12 protein-coding genes are annotated in these 17,186 nt (G+C 70.7%); 4 read left to right on the top strand and 8 right to left on the bottom strand.

Features of this window, described 5'->3' with window-relative positions; all coding sequences use genetic code 11:
- The first annotated feature begins 28 nt into the window (after positions 1–28).
- A complete protein-coding gene (locus GWK16_RS20865; RefSeq protein ID WP_170055908.1) occupies positions 29–631 on the top strand; it encodes an Lrp/AsnC family transcriptional regulator in 603 nt (200 codons plus the stop codon).
- A 5-nt stretch (positions 632–636) separates the two neighbouring features.
- On the opposite strand, the gene GWK16_RS20860 is transcribed toward GWK16_RS20865, so the two are convergent.
- Positions 637–1,845, bottom strand: coding sequence for an MFS transporter (locus tag GWK16_RS20860; protein ID WP_338144530.1), 1,209 nt, complete (start codon positions 1,843–1,845; stop codon positions 637–639).
- A 306-nt stretch (positions 1,846–2,151) separates the two neighbouring features.
- Entirely contained in the window at positions 2,152–2,748 is a 597-nt protein-coding gene (locus GWK16_RS20855; protein WP_170055906.1) for a TetR/AcrR family transcriptional regulator, read from the bottom strand.
- A gap of 132 nt (positions 2,749–2,880) precedes the next feature.
- Here GWK16_RS20855 and GWK16_RS20850 point away from each other — a divergent pair, with 132 nt between their 5' ends.
- Together GWK16_RS20850 and GWK16_RS20845 are read left to right on the top strand one after the other, a co-directional pair.
- Entirely contained in the window at positions 2,881–4,044 is a 1,164-nt protein-coding gene (locus tag GWK16_RS20850) for an efflux RND transporter periplasmic adaptor subunit (protein ID WP_248291530.1), read from the top strand.
- 71 nt (positions 4,045–4,115) lie between these two features.
- Positions 4,116–7,292 carry an efflux RND transporter permease subunit gene (locus GWK16_RS20845; RefSeq protein ID WP_170055905.1) on the top strand — a complete coding sequence of 1,059 codons (3,177 nt, stop codon included), beginning with the start codon at positions 4,116–4,118 and terminating at the stop codon, positions 7,290–7,292.
- Positions 7,293–7,322: 30 nt separating this feature from the next.
- Here GWK16_RS20845 and GWK16_RS20840 read toward each other — a convergent pair whose 3' ends face one another.
- The 5 genes from GWK16_RS20840 to GWK16_RS20820 form a co-directional block, all read right to left on the bottom strand.
- Positions 7,323–7,820, bottom strand: coding sequence for a hypothetical protein (locus GWK16_RS20840; protein ID WP_170055904.1), 498 nt, complete (start codon positions 7,818–7,820; stop codon positions 7,323–7,325).
- A gap of 115 nt (positions 7,821–7,935) precedes the next feature.
- Entirely contained in the window at positions 7,936–11,103 is a 3,168-nt protein-coding gene (locus tag GWK16_RS20835; RefSeq protein ID WP_170055903.1) for a S8 family serine peptidase, read from the bottom strand.
- Between the two features lie 10 nt (positions 11,104–11,113).
- Positions 11,114–11,869, bottom strand: coding sequence for a hypothetical protein (locus GWK16_RS20830; protein ID WP_170055902.1), 756 nt, complete (start codon positions 11,867–11,869; stop codon positions 11,114–11,116).
- A complete protein-coding gene (locus tag GWK16_RS20825) occupies positions 11,823–12,134 on the bottom strand; it encodes a hypothetical protein (protein ID WP_170055901.1) in 312 nt (103 codons plus the stop codon). Before GWK16_RS20825 ends, GWK16_RS20830 begins: the two co-directional genes overlap by 47 nt.
- Positions 12,097–13,101, bottom strand: a complete 1,005-nt coding sequence (locus tag GWK16_RS20820; RefSeq protein ID WP_211187623.1) for a radical SAM/SPASM domain-containing protein — start codon at positions 13,099–13,101, stop codon at positions 12,097–12,099. The genes GWK16_RS20825 and GWK16_RS20820 overlap by 38 nt, the downstream gene beginning before the upstream one ends.
- A 301-nt stretch (positions 13,102–13,402) precedes the next feature.
- Here GWK16_RS20820 and GWK16_RS20815 point away from each other — a divergent pair, with 301 nt between their 5' ends.
- Entirely contained in the window at positions 13,403–16,219 is a 2,817-nt protein-coding gene (locus tag GWK16_RS20815; RefSeq protein ID WP_170055900.1) for an AAA family ATPase, read from the top strand.
- Between the two features lie 16 nt (positions 16,220–16,235).
- Here the strand turns inward: GWK16_RS20815 and GWK16_RS20810 are convergent, their stop codons facing one another.
- On the bottom strand, positions 16,236–17,024 hold the full coding sequence (locus tag GWK16_RS20810) for an enoyl-CoA hydratase-related protein (protein ID WP_170055899.1): 789 nt from the start codon (positions 17,022–17,024) through the stop codon (positions 16,236–16,238).
- Positions 17,025–17,186: the final 162 nt, after the last annotated feature.

Below are 17,186 nucleotides of genomic sequence, written 5' to 3'. Positions count from 1 at the left end.
TCCGCCACGGGCTTGCAAAGTTGCCGGAATGCGCGCCAGATTCGCGAAGATTCTTCGGAGAGAAGCCATTTCACGGAAAACTACTTCGACCGAACTGGATCCGCTGAGCATCCGCCTGATCGAGCTGATGCAGAAGGACAGCGACATCGGCCTCGCCGAACTCGCCGAGGCGGCTGGCGCCACAACCTCCTCCTGCTGGCGACGGCTCGATGAGCTGCGCAAGACCGGCGTGATCCAGCGCTCCGTCGCCGTGATCGATCCCGCCGCGCTCGGCCTCACGGTGAATGTCTTCGTGCAGGTCACGCTCGAGAAGCAGAACGAGGCCGCGCTGCGCGCCTTCCAGAACCGCATCGCGCGGCGGCCGGAGGTGATGGAGTGCTACCTGATGAGCGGCGACGCGGATTACCTGCTGCGCGTCGTCGTCGAGGATCTGGCGCAGTATCACCGCTTCGTCGTGGACCACCTCACGACGATCCCCGGCGTGGCCAACCTGCGGTCGTCCTTCGCGCTCGACCAGGTGAAATACACGACGGCGCTGCCCACGGCGCATCTGCGCGGCAGCGAAGCCGTGGGTGACCCAGCACCCCGGAGGAAGCCGCCCCGGGGATCGGCGCGACGCAAGACCGAGTAGGCGCGTCAGCCCACCCGGCGACGGCCGTCGCCGAGCAGGCACAACAGTCCGACGCAGGCCAACTGTGCCGCCATCGCGAGGAAGGCCGTTTCGTACCGCGCGCCCGCCGCGACGATCGCCATGAAGACGAGCGGACCGCAGACCGACGCCACGAAGCCGAACAGGCTGGAGGCCGAGGTCACGCTGCTGACGAGCGACAGCGGAGCGACCCTGGCGAGTTCCGCGATGTGGACGCCGTTCCAGCCGATCGCCGTGAAGCCTGCGAGCGCGGCTGACAGATACAGCAGATGCGGTGATCCGCCGTCGACGGCCACGAGCAGCGCGACGGACAGCGCCGACAGCACGGCCTGGATGCCGAGGTGGCGCAGCGCGTTGCCCAGCCGGTCCGCCAGCCAGCCCAGTGCGATCCGGCCGCACATGCTCGACACCAGCATCACGGCCACGACCTGGCCGGCCTCGGTCAGGGACATCCCGTGTCGCGTATAGACGAAGGTCGCGGTGAAGGCCGTCAGGCAGGCCTGCATGAGCGAGTAGGAGGCCCCCACCGCGGTCAGCATCGGCAGGCTCGGATGCGACCGAAGGGCCGCGACGCAGCGCACGACCTCGGCGGGCTGCACGAGCGCCCTGGCCCATCCGGGCCCTGGTGCCGCATCGCCGTCCTTCTCGAGCGTCCTGCGCAGCGGCTGGATCGCGATGCTGCACAGCGCGAGCAGCGCGACGAGGACCCCGAGCGTCGCCGTTACCCCATGCGCGACGACAAAAGGGGCAGCGGTCAGTCCGGCGAGGGCACCGCCCAGCGGCACACCGGCCTGCTTGATGGAGAAGATGAGCGTGCGGTGGCCCGGGGGCGCGGAGCGGATGAGGATCTGGCTGCCCGCGGGCGTATTCGGCCCGTTGCCGAAGCCAACCGCGAGCGCGCCGACCAACCCGACGAGGCCCAGCGGCGACGCCAGCATCAACAGGCCGAGGCCCATGCAGCCCATGCCGATCTGCAGCGTGCGGACGGCGCCGAAGCGATTCAGCATCGGCCCTCCGCTCGCGAGGAACCAGCAGATGCCGAGCGAGGAGAGCGCCGACACCGCGCCGATGCCTTCAGGCGGAAGCCCGGCGCGTTCCATCAGCGGCGGGCCGAGGATGGGCAGAGAGATGCTCGTGAAGGCGCAAACGGTCTGAACGAGAAGGGTTCCAGCGAGGGCGCTGGCCCAGAGAGGCACCTTCAATGTCGTTTCCATCCCGCCATCGGTCCGGCAAGTCGCGCCGGCTGCACCGTCTATCCCTTGCATTCGACGGCGGTGCCGACAAGGCGGCACATCGGGGCGACGGCGACGGCAGAGAGGGTCGCCGCCGGCGTCCGGTCACCGACAGCGCAAGGTCGTCGGGACCGATGTCGCCCCCGATCTCCCCTTTCGCCGCCGCCGGGCCCGGCACGGCGGCAATCGCCGCCTGCATCCCCGGCGTCGCGTCGTCGGCCCGACCCGATGCGCCTGGCGAGACGTTGGCCGTCCGGTTCCGTCCGCCGGCTACCGCCGGGCCGCGCGATGCGGGAGCGCGGCGCCGATCAGCGCCGCGCCGCAGCGGCGCAGGGCCTCGGCGGCGCGCGCCTCGCCGAGGTAGCTTCGGGCGGCGATCGCCCCTTCGATGACGAGCGCGAGCTCGTCGGCCAACGCGTCGGGATCACCGGCGCCGGCCTCCACGGCGAGGGTGCGGATGCGGTCCCGGCAGCCCTGCTTGAAGTCGACCACCACCTTGTGCGTAGGATGACACGGATCGCGGAATTCCGCCTGCGCGAGCAGCATGGGACAGCCGCAGACGCCGGGCTCGGCGACCTCGACCGCGGTGGCCTCGATCAGCGCCCGCAGCCGGCCCTCCGCATCCTTCGCGGCGGCCAGCGATTCCTCGACCCAGGCCTCATGTTCCGCCGCGTCCTCCGCAAGAATTGCAGCGACGAGAGCGTCCTTGCTGGGGTAGGCGCGGTAGAGGCTCATCTTCGTCGCGCCGGCGACGCGACAGACCTCCTCCACGCCGGTCGCGCGAATGCCCTGGCGTTCGAACAGTCCACGCGCGGCTTCCTGGATCCGCTCGGCGGCCCGGGGCTTGGCACTGACGTCGCTGGGCATCGGTGACCGACCTCCTCTGCACAATCGTTGCGTCGCACAAAAAAGTCACTTGATGATACCGACCGGTCACTCTACGTAACGATGAGACGAACCGGTCGGTAACATCTCTGGAGATAGGCCGTGGCCTCCCACATGCGCAAGGTCCCTGAGCAGGCTGCGAGCCTCTGGACGACATGGCTGGCCCGCGTGCAGGGCGCTGCCATGGGTGCCGCGCTGACCGCTGTGGCGCCGGTCGCCCTGGCCCAGCCGGCGCCACCGCCCGTCACCGTGGCCGCGCCACTGGCCCGCGCGGTGACGGAATGGCAGGAACATACGGGGCGGGTCGAACCCTCCGCGCGGGTGGAACTGCGCGCCCGGGTGTCCGGGCAGGTGGACGCGGTGCATTTCACCGACGGCGCGCTGGTCCGCGCCGGCGACCTGCTCTTTACCATCGACCAGCGGCCGTTCCGCATCGCCCTCGAGACCGCGCGGGCCGAAGTCGCGCGCAACGAGGCGCGGCTGCTGCTCGCCGAGCAGCAGGTCGCGCGCTACGAGCCCCTCGCGGCAAGTCGCATCGCGCCGCAGGCGGAGCTCGATTCGCGCCGTGCGGCGCTGCGCGAGGCGCAGGCCGGCCTGGCTGCGGCGCGTGCCGCGGAGCGCCAGGCGGCCCTCGATCTGGATTTCACGGAGATCCGCGCTCCGCGGTCCGGCCGCATCAGCGACCGGCGCGTCGATGCCGGGAACCTGGTGCAGGCCGGACAGACGCTGCTGACGACGCTGGTCGCGCTCGACCCCGTCTACATCACCTTCGACGCGAGCGAGGCGGAGTATCTCCGCCAGGCGCGCGCGGCCCAGGGCGGGCTGCGCGACGGTCGCCTTCCCGTGCAGCTCCGCCTGCTGGACGAGCCCGAGTTCTCCCGCGAGGGCCATGTCGACTTCGTCGACAGCGTCTTCGATCCGCGCAGCGGCACCATTCGGGCCCGGGCGGTGGTGGCGAATGCGGACATGTTCCTGACGCCCGGCAGCTTCGCCCGCCTGCGGCTGTCGTCCGGCCAGGCGCCCGCCTTGCTGGTGCCGGACGCGGCGGTGATGGCCGACCAGGCCGGGCGCATGGTGCTGACGGTCGCCGCCGACGGCACCGTCACGCCGCGCCAGGTGCGACTGGGTCCGCTGGCCGACGGGCTGCGGGTGGTACGCAGCGGGCTCGCGCCGGATGACCGGGTCATCATCGGTGGCCTGCATCGCGCCCGGCCGGGCTCCCGCGTGACGGCCGAGCAGGGGCGCATCGGGCCAAGCCCGCTCGCGGCGGCCGACTAGCCCAGACCGTCCTTCAGTTCCCGCAAACCCGACCGCGCGCCGCCGCGCGGTGACGCCGAAGGCTCGCCCAGATGCGCCTCGCTCGCTTCTTCATCGACCGGCCCGTCTTCGCGGCGGTGATCTCCATCGCTATCACGCTGGTCGGCGCGATTGCCGCGTTCCGCCTTCCGATCTCGGAGTATCCGGAGATCGCCCCGCCCAGCGTGACCATCACCGCGGCCTATCCGGGCGCCTCGGCCGAGACCATCGCCGAAACGGTGGCGGGCCCGATCGAGCAGGAGGTCAACGGGGTCGACGGCATGCTCTACGTGTCGTCGCAGTCGACCGGCGACGGGCGGCTCACGGTCACGGTGGTGTTCCGTCAGGGCGTGGATGCCGACCAGGCGCAGGTGCTGGTGCAGAATCGCGTGGCCGTGGCGGAGCCCCGCCTGCCAGAAGAGGTCCGGCGCCTCGGCATCACGGTGCGCAAGGCGTCGCCGGACTTCCTGATGGTGGTGCACGTCACCTCGCCGGACGGCAGCCGCGACCACGAGTACATCTCCAACTACGCGACGCTGAACATCAAGGATCGGCTGGCGCGCATCGACGGTGTCGGTGACGCGCAGGTCTTCGGCGCGCGCGACTATGCGATGCGGGTGTGGCTCGACCCCGACCGGATCTCGGCGCGCGGGCTGACCGCGGGCGAGGTGGTCGACGCGCTCCGCCGGGCCAACGTCCAGGTGGCCGCGGGCGCGCTCGGCCAGGCCCCGCGCACCGACGCCGCCGGCGCCTTCGAGCTCTCGGTCCTCACCCAGGGCCGGCTGGCCACGCCGGAAGCCTTCGGCGAGCAGATCATCGCGACCGGCGAGCACGGAGCTCCGCTCCGGCTGCGCGACGTCGCGCGGATCGAGATCGGTGCGGCCGACTACACGGTGAACGCGCTGCTGAACAACCGCCTCGCCACGGCGATCGGCGTGTTCCAGCGTCCGGGCAGCAACGCGCTGCAGACCGCCGCCGCCGTGCGGACGACCATGGAGGAAGCCGCACGATCCTTTCCGCCGGGCATCGGCTACAGCATCGTCTACGACCCGACTCGCTTCATCGCGCAGAGCATGGAAGCGGTCCTGCACACCTTCGCCGAAGCCATCGTCCTCGTCGTGCTGGTCGTCATCCTGTTCCTGCAGAATTGGCGGGCGGCGGTGATCCCGCTGCTCGCCATCCCGGTGTCCATCGTCGGCACCTTCGCCATCCTGCTGATGCTCGGCTTCACGCTGAACACGCTGACCATGTTCGGCCTGATCCTGGCCATTGGCATCGTGGTCGACGACGCCATCGTGGTGGTCGAGAATGCCGAGCGGCACATGACGGCCGGCCTGTCGCCCCTGGAGGCGGCGCGACGGACCATGGACGAGGTCGGCTTCGCGCTGATCGCCATCGCCCTGGTGCTGGTCGCCGTCTTCGTGCCGACGGCGCTGATCACGGGCATCTCCGGCACCTTCTACAAGCAGTTCGCGGTGACGATCTCGGTCGCGACGCTGCTGTCCGCGCTGGTGTCGCTCACGCTGTCGCCCGCGCTCGCGGCGATCCTGCTGAAGCCGCACGGGCACGACCACGGTCCCCGGCCGCTGCTGCTGCGTCCGTTCGGGGCGTTTGCCCGTGGCTTCAATCGTCTCTTTGATCGGCTGTCGATCGGCTACGGAGCGGTCACGCGCCGGCTGATCCGCATCCCGGTGCTGCTCATGCTGGTCTATGGCGGCCTGCTGGCCGCGACGGGGTGGACCGTCACCTCGACGCCGACCGGGCTGATCCCCCCGCTCGACCGCGGCTACTTCATCGCGGCCTTCCAGCTGCCGCCGGGCGCCAATCTGTCGCGGACGGATGCCGTGATCCGGCGGGCGTCGGACGCCATCCTGGCGACGCCGGGGGTCGAGAGCGCGGTCGCCTTCGTCGGTTTCGACGGTGCAACCTTCACCAACGCGCCGAATGCCGGCGTGGTCTTCGCGACGCTGAAGCCGTTCGAGGACCGGGCCGCGCAGCACCTGACCATGGGCGGGATCCTCGCCGACCTGCAGGGGCGCCTGATGGGCGACCCGGATGCCATGGTGTTCGTCCTGGCGCCGCCCTCGGTGCCCGGCATCGGCACGGGCGGTGGCTTCAAGCTGATGATCCAGGATCGTGCCGGGCGCGGCCCGCGCGAGATGGAAGCCGCCCTGCATGCGGTGATGGCCTCGGCCAACCAGACGCCGGGCATCGCCTTCGCGTTCAGCCTGTTCAACACCGCGACGCCGCAGATCCGCACCGATATCGATCGCTCCCGGGCCGAGATGCTCGGCGTGCCGATCAGCCGGGTGCACGAGGCGATGGGCGTGTACCTCGGCTCCGCCTTCGTGAACGACTTCAACCTGCTCGGGCGCACCTGGCGCGTCACGGCGCAGGCGGATGCGCCCTACCGCACCGGCATCGAGGACATCGCCCGGCTGCGCACGCGCAGCGATGGCGGTGCCATGGTGCCGCTGGGCAGCCTCGCCACATTCCATGAGACGTCCGGCCCCTACCGGATGCCGCGCTACAACCTGTTCCCCGCCGTCGAGTTGCAGGGCGCCGCGGCGCCGGGCATCTCGACCGGCCAGGCGATCGCCATCATGGAACGCGTGCTGGCCGAGAACCTCCCCGAGGGCTTCGGCTACGAATGGACGGAGATCGCGCTGCAGGAGAAGCTGGTGGGCAACACGGCCCCCATCGCCTTCGGCCTCGCGGTCGTGTTCGTCTTCCTCGTGCTGGCGGCGATGTACGAGAGCTGGCTGTTGCCGCTCGCCATCGTGCTGATTGCGCCGATGTCGGTGCTCGCGGCGCTGCTGGGCGTGCGCCATGCCGGCCTCGACAACAACGTGCTGGTGCAGGTCGGGCTCGTGGTTCTCGTCGGGCTGGCGGCGAAGAACGCCATCCTGATCGTGGAGTTCGCGCGCGCGGCGGAAGAGGAGGGCATGACCCGCTGGGAGGCGGCCGTCGCGGCGGCACGCACGCGCCTGCGTCCGATCCTGATGACGAGCCTCGCCTTCATCCTCGGCGTGTTGCCGCTGACGATCGCGACGGGCGCCGGCGCGGAAATGCGCCAGAGCCTCGGTGTCGCGGTCTTCTACGGGATGCTGGGCGTGACGGTGTTCGGCCTGGTGTTCACGCCCGTCTTCTACATCGTGGCCCGCGCGCTGGCGCGGCGACGGGCGTCCCGTGCGGGTCAGCCAGTGGCGCCGCAGCTCGGCGCCGACTGAAAAGGCGGCCCGGGCCGCGGCAGCTGTGGCTCAGGCCCGGGCCGGGATCACCGGCGGCAGGTCCTCGCCGAGGGCCTGGGCCGCGTCGACCCAGTCGGACACGCTGGGCACGACGCCGTCCTGCAGCGCGCGGTGGGTCGAGTTGGGGCCATACCGGACCTCGCCCGTCGCGGTGAGGAGGAAGGCGATCCAGAGCATCGTGCCTCCAGCCTTGGCATAGGCCGCCTGCCGGCCCTGCGGTCCATCCACGATCACGCGGCAGGTCGCGCCGGCCTCGTGGCACACGAAGAAAACGGGCTCGAGCACCTCGAACGGGCGTGCGTCGTTCAGCCCGCGGATCAGGAACCTGAACGGCCGTTCGGAGTGCCAGGCTTCCTCGAGCGCCGCCTTGATCGCGCCCTCGTCCGTCGCTTCGGCGTCCACGGCGATGGTGGGGGCGGAGCAGATCTCGCACAATGCAGCACCAAGCGCGCGCGCCAGCGCGTCGAACGCCACTTCCCCGCCGATCTCGAAGAAGCCGTCGGTCATCGCGCCATGGCTCCGCACAGGGAGGACCGGTGCGCGACGGACGGATGCGGGCCGCACGCGATCGTGCGTAGGGAGGCCCGGGGTGCTTCGATGCGTCTCACCTCCGCGCCTCGTCCTAGCCGGGAAGCGGAACGATACGCATGCTGGCACCCCCGACGCGCCGGCCGCCGGAGAAATGCCCCATATGCACCCAACCGGGCCGACCGGCATCGCGCAGATGCGCATCGTTCAGGCGGACCTGCAGCATCAGCGGCTGTCCCTGCGCCAGGCGGAGGCGCGGTATCCACAGGCGGTCCTGGGCGGCGGAGATGTCCAGCCGCCGGAACCCATCCGCGTCCCGCGGATGCAGGGCGAGACGGGCCGCGCCGACCACGCCGGTCAGACGGGCGATGCCGGTCGCAGCGTCGGGCGAGGCGCCGGCGTCGCTCGCCTCGGCCAACCAGTTGGCCGGGTCCTGCGTCGCGGCGTCCCGTTGTCCGAAGTAGGGCCGCGTCCAGGACCGCAGCCGCCCGTCGCCCAGGAAAAGCCGCATGGTGCGCCATGGCAGGGCCGTCACCGGGATGCCAGACACCTCCAGTCGCGCGTCCAGGTTCTCCGTCCAGAGGGACAGGCTGTCCACGTCGTCGGTGCCGAGGATCGTGACCGGCGGCATGCCGGTGACGGCGCCGTCGGACAGGGGGGCGACACTGACGCTGACGGCGGCGACGTTGTTGCGCATGCCGAGCGTCGCCGACAGCTCGTAGGGATCCTGATCATGGTCGAGGACGGCCAGGATCGACCGGGCCGTCCCGTCCATGAGGTCGACATCCGCGCGCGTCTCGACCGTGACGACATCGCCCGCCGTCACGACGACCGATCCGGTCCCGCCGCTTCCGGACGTGAGCAGGGATTGCCACGGCGAGTCCGGTACCGGGATGCCATCGATCCGCGGCAAGGGATGCAACGCCCCGAAGGGCGCATGGAACAGGAACAGCCGGGCGGGGCCGTCGACCGGTCGTTGCCCGCGCTGCGCCGTGCCGACGCTCAGGCGATGCGGGCCGGTCACCACGATGTCGGGCGATGACCACAGGGTCGCGGCCGCGTAGGGCTCCCGCCCGTCATCATCCGCGGACTTGCGCAGGAAGACGTCGAAGGTGGGCGGGGGCGGGGCGAGCGTCCGGCCGACGTCGATGCGGCCGTAGCCGAGGGCGCGATCCCATCCGAAGGTCCGCAGCCCGGCTTCGGGAGGATCATCCTGCGCGCCGGGGAACTCGACCACCTGGCCTGCGCCGCTCGGCTTCCACTGCTCGGGGCGGAGCGCGGCTTCCACCATGGCCTGGCGGATATCGGCCCAGGTCGCGTCGGGCCACTTCTCGAACAGCAAGGCTGCGAGCCCGGCGACCTGGGGGGCCGAGAAGCTCGTGCCGCCCGGCGTCGTCGCGTAGGCAAAGCGCTCAAGCTGTTCCGGCTTGGCCGCGAAAGCCGCCGCCAGGTTGCGGTGCGCCATCGGCGAGCGTTGCGGCACGGGGGCGGCGAGCGCCGCGCCGAGGGCCACGACGTCCGGTTTCAGGCGTCCGTCGCGCGTCGGACCGCGCCCGCTCGGTTCGGCGGGCTGGAAGCCTATGGGGCCGTCGGCGCATTCGCCTGCGACGATGACACGGTGCGCCGTCGCCGGGGTGGTCAGCGTCGTCACGTCGTCCTGCCTGCCGGTCGCCGGTTCGGTCCAGTCGCGCTGGGTGGCGTTGTTCCAGTCGCACCAGGCATGGACCTCGCCGATGACACGGGTGAGCTCGAAGCGGATCCTGTCGACCGGCATCGGGCCGCGCACCGGCAGCATCGAGACGCGCAGCCGCCAGAGGTTCGGCTCGGCACCCGGGCCCAGTTCGACGATCAGCACCATCCGCGCGTCGCCGCCCAGCAGGGACAGCACGCGCATGGGCCGTCCCTCGTGGCCGGACAGCGGTTCGATCGGTGGGCCGCCGGGCTCCATCGTGATGGACGCCGTGGGCATCCCGGACGCCTGGAACCAGATCTCGATCGTGTCGGCCTTGCTGGCACGCGTGGTGTAGGTGAAGCCGATGCGTTCCGTGCGCGGTTGGGTAACGCTGCCGGCGATCGCGAGATGGGGCGCGATGCGGGTCTTTCCCGCGCCGATCAGCTCCGTGTTGCCGGCGTTCTGGTTGCCCGCCGGCAATACGATGGCGCGGCCGGGATGCAGCAGCAGCTCATCGAGCAGCAACTCGCCCAGCAGCGTTCCGTCATGGGCGCCCAGGCAATCGCCGTTGTTGAGAAGAAGGGCGAGTGGCGTCCCGCTGTCCTCGACCAGGCGGTTGACGGCGGCCAGCACATCCAGGCTGTCGGCAAGCACGGCATTGTCCTGGATGCCGGCGATCGCGAAGGCCAGGCGCGCGGCCGGTGCGATCCCCCGGTAACGGCCCTCCACGGAGGCATTGCCGCTGCCCCCCGCGATCCCGGCGGTGAAGGTGCCATGCTGCGCGAAAAGCTGGCGGCGCGTCGCTTCCGTGTCGCCGCCTGCCGCGGCGTCCCGCTGCGCGAGGCTCAGCGGCCGGTCGTCCTGCGCGCCGAGGCACGCCGCCAGATCCTGGGCCAGCGCCTGGGTATCGTAGCTGGCGCCGAAGCGCGCCACCCCCTGCTGCGTGGCGTAGGGATCGAAGAGCAGGCCGATCCGGAGGTCCGGGTTGGGCGGGGGCGGGGCCTCGAGGGTCTGGCCGAAGGGCAGCATCGTCACATGGGCGTAGTCGAAGACCGTGTCGACGATACCGAGCGTGACCCCCGCGCCCAGCGGGGCATCCTCGGCCCGGGCGGCGCGCCGCGGCGGAATGCGCGCGTCCTGGCCGCCACGGGCGCCATCGCCCGCAAGCCGTGCACCCCGTCCGAGCGAGGCGCGACGGATCGCGCCCGCGGCGACCAGGCCGGCCAGGCTGTCGCCGGACGCCTTGTCGGGAGGCGGGGCGCCGGCGTCGTTCCAGCGCTCCAGCTCGTCCAGCTGGCGCAGCAGGTAGCCGGTCCGGATGCGGGCGGCGAACAGGCTGCCGACCTGCGTCACCACGCGCAGCACCGGGGCACCGTCCTCGCGCAGGGCTTCGAGGTCCGCGACATGCCCGTCGAAGTCGAGCAGCATGTCGCACTCGTCGCGATCGCCCGCCGCGTGGATGGCCACGTGCCGGTCGGGTGAGTCCTCACCCATCGCGGCGAGCGTGGCGATCAGCGTCGCGCGAAGGGGCCGGAGGTCGGCGCGCGCCCAGGCGCCGACCGCCTCGTCACGTCGCGGCTTGGGCGTCATGCCGCTGGGGCTAGAGCGCGGCGATCGGGTTTGCCGGCGCTTTCAGCACGTCGTCGGTGAAGTTGGCGTCGGCCAGGGTTTGCCCCAGCATCATCCAGCTGAGCTGCGGCGCGGCGGCGGCGATCATGCTCCAGAAGGTCTTGAGCACCGCCTTGTACGGGTTGCTCTGCGGCAGCGTGGCAAGGCCCGCGGTCCAGCTGTCCATGCAGGCCTGTGGCGTATTGCCGCTGGCGAAGACGAACAGGCTGCGGAACTCGATCGCGTCGGCGACGAAGGCCGCGATAAAGGTGCCGAGGTAGAAGCAGGGCACCGTCGTGGCCTGGGTCTGGAAGAAATGCGCCATGAGGGCTTCGTTGCTCACGAAGTCGCCGCCCTGGCCGCCGGCCGTGACATAGGACGCGCCGCCGGTCGGGGGCGGCAGCTTGAGGTCGGCCTGAAGCCCGGCGGGTGCCCGCAGCCAGGTCAGCAGCGCCTTCGCATGCTCGTTGGCGCCGGTCTTCTGCGGCAGCTGGAAGCGCCATTCGTGATAGAGGCCGAATTCGTTCTTGATGGCGTCCTTGTCGACCCACGCCGCCATCGGCGTCGCCTTGTCGTGCGGGATCGTGCCCGGCGTGCGGACGACGGGCGTGGTGCGGGCGGCGCGCGGCGCAGCCGCGCCGGACAGCCCGAACTGACGCAGCAGCAGGCGCGCCTGCCCCTTTCCGGTCATGTCTTGCATCTCAAACTCCTTCCTTCCCATGCGTGTCGACGCGCCCGACAATTCCAAGGTCGATGAGGCTGGCCAGCCCGGCCGCCACGTCCGGCAGGTCCGCTTGGCCGCCGAGCTCGGCAACGGCGTGGCCGTACTCCGTCGCGATGGCCTCGAAGGAGCCACCATCCGCCAGTTCCGCGAGCAGCCACGCCGACGGGTTCAGCCGGTGCAGCGCCGGGCGCGCCGGCGTGTAGGCAAGGCAATGGCCGAGCTCCGGCACCGGCCGCAGCCGGACGCCCGGCTCAAGCCGGAAGCAGTCGGTCGGGGAGAAGGCTGACATCGACACCGTCGTTGAGGATCGGATCAAACGGGTCCGGCGCGGTCCACCGGCCGTGCCAGGCATAGGCGGTGGCGCGGCAGCCGCCGTGGCTGCCTTCGCTCGCGCTGCAATCGGGGCAGCTCTGCTCCACGGCGCCGGCGCGAAGGGTCCGCCAGAGCCGTGCGGTCTCCCAGGCCTGCTGCAGCGTCGTCTCGCGCAGGTTGCCGTGGTTGACGTCCTCGCGGAGGTAGGGGCAGCCGACGATGTCGCCATTCGCGATCACCGCCGCGGACTGCCAGCAGCAATTGTGGTTGTTCGGATGCCATGACTGCATCAGGCCGAGCCCTTCGGGCGGTCGAAGCTCCGCGATGGTCCGCATCTGATCGGCGAGGGGAAGGGCGATGGTCGACCAGATCCGCTTCGCCCGACCCAGCGGGTAGAGCCGCAGGACGCCGACCCGCTCGGCGCCGAGGCGCGCCGCGAGATCGAGGATGCCTTGGATCTCCGGCGCGTTCTGCCGCGTCAGGATGACCAGGACGTCGGTAGGTATGCCGCAATCGACGAGATGGCGGACCGCGTCGAGCGAGGCGGCGAAGCTGCCTGGCACCTGCGTGAACCATTCATGCGTCTCGGCCGTCGACCCCATCACGTCGACCAGCACCCGGCCCACCCCATTGTCACGCAGTGCGCGGGCCATGGCGGCATCGATCAGCGTGCCGTGGGTGCGCAGCATGGTGAACATGGACTGCGACGCCTCGCCGAGGAGACCGAGGAAGCCCGGCTTGAGCAGCGGCTCGCCGCCTTCGATGTGCAGGCTGATCACGCCATCGGACGCGAGCTGCCGGATGGCGGTGCGCCATTCCTCGATGCCGAGTTCGGAGTCCTGCGGCGCATGCCCGCAGTCGCCATAGCAATGCCGGCACGACAGGGGGCAGGCCCCCGTGATCGAGATGGCTACCTTGGGAGGCGAAGTCAGTCGGGGGTTCACGACGGGGAAGACTCTCGAGCGAGGACGTCGACGATGCGACCTTGCAACGTCGGACTGCACAAGGCAATCGCGGCCGCCTGTTGAGACCAAATGTTGCGCCGGGGCCCCGTGCGTGCTGTGATTTCTCTCACAGCTTCTCGAACGCCCCCCGTAGAGCATGTATTGCATCAGCTGCGGCTCGCGGACGCCTCCCAAGGCCCGCTTCTGCCCGGATTGCGGTGAAGCGCTGCGGGTCCACCCGAACCCGGCGGCGCGAAGTCCCGTACCCGACGCCGAAGCGGACCGTCGCATCGTCACGGTCATGTTCTGCGACATCGTGGGATCGACGGCGCTCACCGCCTCGATGGACCCGGAGGCCTTCGCCACGGTCCTGCTGGCCTACCGAGAGGTCTGTGCCGCCATCATCCTGCGTCATGGCGGGCACGTGGCGCGGTATGTCGGGGACGGCATCCTCGCCTGCTTCGGCTACCCCCATGCGCGCGGGCGCGACGCCCAGTCGGCGGTCAGCTGCGGCCTCGCCATCGCGGCCGAGATGCCCTCGCTCAACGAACGGCTGAATGCGACCAATGCGCGCCGCGGCGTCGAACCCTTCCTCCTCCGTATCCGGATCGGGATCGAGTCCGGGATGGTGGTGGCCGGCCGGCTCGGCCCCGGCGCGGCGACCGAGATCGACGCGCTGATCGGGACGGCGCCGAACGATGCCGCCCACCTGCAGCACCGCGCGCCACCCAACGGGGTCGTCATCGGCGTTGCGACCCATGCCATCGTCGGCAGCGAATTCAGTGCGAGCCCGCTGCCGGACGGAACGGTTCTGAACCTGCCCAACGGCTACATCGTGAAGGCGGCGCTGCGTCGCGGTCGCGGCCGAGCGGCGCCGCTGGTCGGCCGCGACCGCGAGTTGTCCGACCTCAGCGCCCGCTGGGCCCAGACACGTGACGGGCGGGGGCAGATCGTCCTGGTCAGCGGAGAGCCGGGGATCGGGAAGACGCGGCTGCTGGACGAGTTTCTCGCCCGGGATCAGGTGCCTGCAGAGCAGGTGCTGACGATGGCCTGCGTGCCGCAGGCCAAGCTCAGCCCATTGCTTCCCGCGCTCGAAGCGCTGCGGAACGATGTCGCGCGGTCGGGCCGGGAGACCGGAGGCGCGGCAGAAGACTTCCTGGGGGCGCTCGGTCTCGGCCTCGATCCCTATCTCGGCATCCTGTCCAAGGCGCTGGCCGGAGCGGATACGAGCGGGCCGCCGGAGGATGCAGGTCCCGGCACCGGAAGCCTGACACCCTTCGAGCGCCGGCGGGCCTTGCGCGAGATTCTTCTCGCCTGGATCGCCTCCTATGCACGGGACCGGCCCGCGATCGTCCGGGTCGAGGACCTGCAATGGGCCGATGCGAGCCTGCTGGAGTTCCTCCGGGTCCTGGCCGACACCATCGCCTCCCTGCCGATCCTGCTCGTCGCGACGTATCGCAACGATTTCGCGCTCGCCTGGCCGGATCGGACGAACGTCCTGCGCACCACGCTGCGCCGGCTGCAGGCACAGGAGGCGTGCCTGCTGGTGAACCATCTCGTGCCCCAGATGAGCATGGGCATGCGCGAGACCATCCTGATGCGCAGCGAGGGGGTGCCGTTCTTCCTCGAGGAATTCGCGCTGGCGGCCGAGGTTCCCGCCCTCCCGCCGACGCTCCAGCAGTTGCTGATCGCGCGCCTCGACGCGCTCGGAGACGCGAAGGATCTCGCCCAGCGTGCGGCGGTGCTGGGGCGCGCCTTCGATCTCGATGCCCTCGCGGCGATGTGCGACCTCGGTCCCGACGCCGCCGAGGACGGCATCCGCCGCATGATCGACGCCGACATCGTCGTCGTCGGCAATGAGCGGGACAGCAGCGGCTTCTCCTTCCGCCACATGCTGCTCCAGGAAGCCGCCTACGAGTCGATGCTCCATGCGCGGCGGCCGGCGCTGCACCGGCGTGCCGCGCAGGTGCTGCTGCAGTTGCGGCCCGAGATCCGCGAACGTCATCCCGAGGCGCTGGCGCGGCATTTCGAGCTCGGCGACATGCCGGCCGAGGCCCTGCCGCTGATCGACCGGGCCGCCGAGATGGCGCTGAGCAACAACGCGCATCTCGAAGCGGAGAACCTGCTGGCGCGGGCGGCGGCGCTGACGCGGCAGTTGCAGGGCGAAGCGCGCAGCGGCGCCGAGCTGCGCGTCTGGCTGCTGCGCGGCTACGTGCTGATCGAAACGCTCGGCTACGCTTCCGCCGCGGTGCAGGAGGCCTTCGACCGCGCCTACGAGATCGCGGAGGGAATGGCCGACCAGGCGGGCCTGCTGTCGCTGCTCCCCGGCATCATCGGTTTCTACCAGGTCCGAGGCCCGCTTTCAGTGGCGCGCAGGCTCGTCTACCGCCTGCTGACGCTGACGCGGGAGCATGGCGATGCCCTCGCGCGCGCCGACGCGCATCGGCGGGCCGGGTGGTGCCTGTTCTGCATGGGGGAAGTCGATGCGGCGCGGCGTCACCTCACCGCGGCGATCCGCCTCGCGGGCCAGCCGGCCGAACGCGACCGGGCGGTCGTGCTCAGCCAGGACCCCTTCGTCACGGCGCTGTCGAACCTTGCCTGGCTCGTGCTGGACACCGATGGCCCGGACAAGGCGCGGCCGATTGCCCGCGCCGCGGAGACGGCGGCGCGGAAATCCGGCAACGCGATCCTGCAATGCTACGCCTTCCAGCTCGCTGGGCATGTGCATGCCGCGGCGGGCGATCACGCCGAAGCCGCCCGTCTCGCCGAGGAGGTCTACGATATCGCGACGTCACGCGGCATCGCCTACTGGACGGCGATGAGCAGCGTCTCGCGTGGCGCCGAGCGGGTGCGGGTCGGCGATTACGAGGCTGGCCACGCGCTGATGGAAGAAGGGCTCGAGGCCTACCGGCGCACCCAGGGCGAATTGCTGCGCCCGCTGTTGCTGCTGCTGCTCGCGCGGGCGCGCCTGGCGATGGGCCGGCGGGCCGAGGCCGTGGCGGCTGTCCTCGAGGGCATGGCGGTCGCTCGAAAGGTCGAAGCCCTGCAGTTCCTGCCGGCGTTGCAGAGCGTGCTCGATGGCATCGAGGCCAGCGAGATGGAGGCGACGGGCACCTGACCCGGATGGTCGCGCGTCAGCGGCCGCCGAAGCGAGGGGCGCGCTTCTCGACGAAGGCAGCAACGCCTTCCTGGGCATCCTGCGTTGGAACGATGCGGGCGAAGGCGGCTTCCTCGATGGCGAGGCCGTCATCGATCGCGGCGTCCATGCCGCGGTGGATGGCGCTCAGCGCGGCAGCAAGGGTCAGCGGTGGCTTGGCGGCGAGGCCCCTGGCGAAGTCGAGCGCTGCGTCGAGCAGGTCGGCGCCGGGACAGATCCGGTTCACCAGGCCGAGCCGTGCCGCCTCTGCGGCATCGAAGACGCGGCCGGTCAGGATCAGTTCCAGGGCGGCCTTGCGTCCTACGTTGCGCGGCAGCCGCTGGGTGCCCCCGAAGGTCGGGATGATGCCGATGTTCACCTCGGCCTTCGAGAAGGTCGCCTGATCTGCGGCGAAGGCGATGTGGGTGGCCTCGACCAGCTCGCAGCCGCCCCCGTAGGCGAGGCCGTTGACGGCCGCGATCACGGGCTTCGGATAGCTTTCGATACGCCGCGTGAGCCGGTGCCCGGGACGCATGAAATGGACAATCGCGTCCGCGGGCCCGGCCCTGAGGTGCTGCTGGAACGCCTTGATGTCCGCCCCGGCGCTGAAGGCACGCCCGTTGCCCGTGATGACCACGGCGCGAAGCGAATGGTCCAGTTCGATCCGATCCAGCAGCCCTTCCAGCTGGGCCAGAAGCTCGTTGCTGAGCGCGTTGAGGCGCTCGGGACGGTTCAGCGTCAGTCGCGCCACACTATCGATGGCATCGAACAGCACAGGGTCTGACATGATCCTCCCTCATTCCTCGCTCGGCCGGTCCATGCTGGGCATCCGGCGGTCGCGGGTGAACGGAGATCTCTTCATCGGGCGAGAGTGACGTTTGTCGGTGCGGCGCAAACTCACCCCCGTGGAACACGGAGGTCAGCGATGGGGACGCAGGCGGCCCCGGTG

This window comes from Neoroseomonas marina (genome assembly GCF_012927745.1).
In the GTDB taxonomy this organism is placed as follows: Bacteria; Pseudomonadota; Alphaproteobacteria; order Acetobacterales; family Acetobacteraceae; genus Neoroseomonas; species Neoroseomonas marina.
This window is presented reverse-complemented; position numbering and strand designations above follow the sequence as displayed.

Bases quoted from the DNA above. Each gene is read 5' to 3' on its own strand.
- GWK16_RS20865 (WP_170055908.1), top strand. From the start codon at position 29: ATGCGCGCCAGATTCGCGAAGATTCTTCGGAGAGAAGCCATTTCACGG.
- GWK16_RS20855 (WP_170055906.1), bottom strand. From the start codon at position 2,748: ATGCCCAGCGACGTCAGTGCCAAGCCCCGGGCCGCCGAGCGGATCCAG.
- GWK16_RS20850 (WP_248291530.1), top strand. From the start codon at position 2,881: ATGCGCAAGGTCCCTGAGCAGGCTGCGAGCCTCTGGACGACATGGCTG.
- GWK16_RS20845 (WP_170055905.1), top strand. From the start codon at position 4,116: ATGCGCCTCGCTCGCTTCTTCATCGACCGGCCCGTCTTCGCGGCGGTG.
- GWK16_RS20840 (WP_170055904.1), bottom strand. From the start codon at position 7,820: ATGACCGACGGCTTCTTCGAGATCGGCGGGGAAGTGGCGTTCGACGCG.
- GWK16_RS20835 (WP_170055903.1), bottom strand. From the start codon at position 11,103: ATGACGCCCAAGCCGCGACGTGACGAGGCGGTCGGCGCCTGGGCGCGC.
- GWK16_RS20825 (WP_170055901.1), bottom strand. From the start codon at position 12,134: ATGTCAGCCTTCTCCCCGACCGACTGCTTCCGGCTTGAGCCGGGCGTC.
- GWK16_RS20815 (WP_170055900.1), top strand. From the start codon at position 13,403: ATGTTCTGCGACATCGTGGGATCGACGGCGCTCACCGCCTCGATGGAC.
- GWK16_RS20810 (WP_170055899.1), bottom strand. From the start codon at position 17,024: ATGTCAGACCCTGTGCTGTTCGATGCCATCGATAGTGTGGCGCGACTG.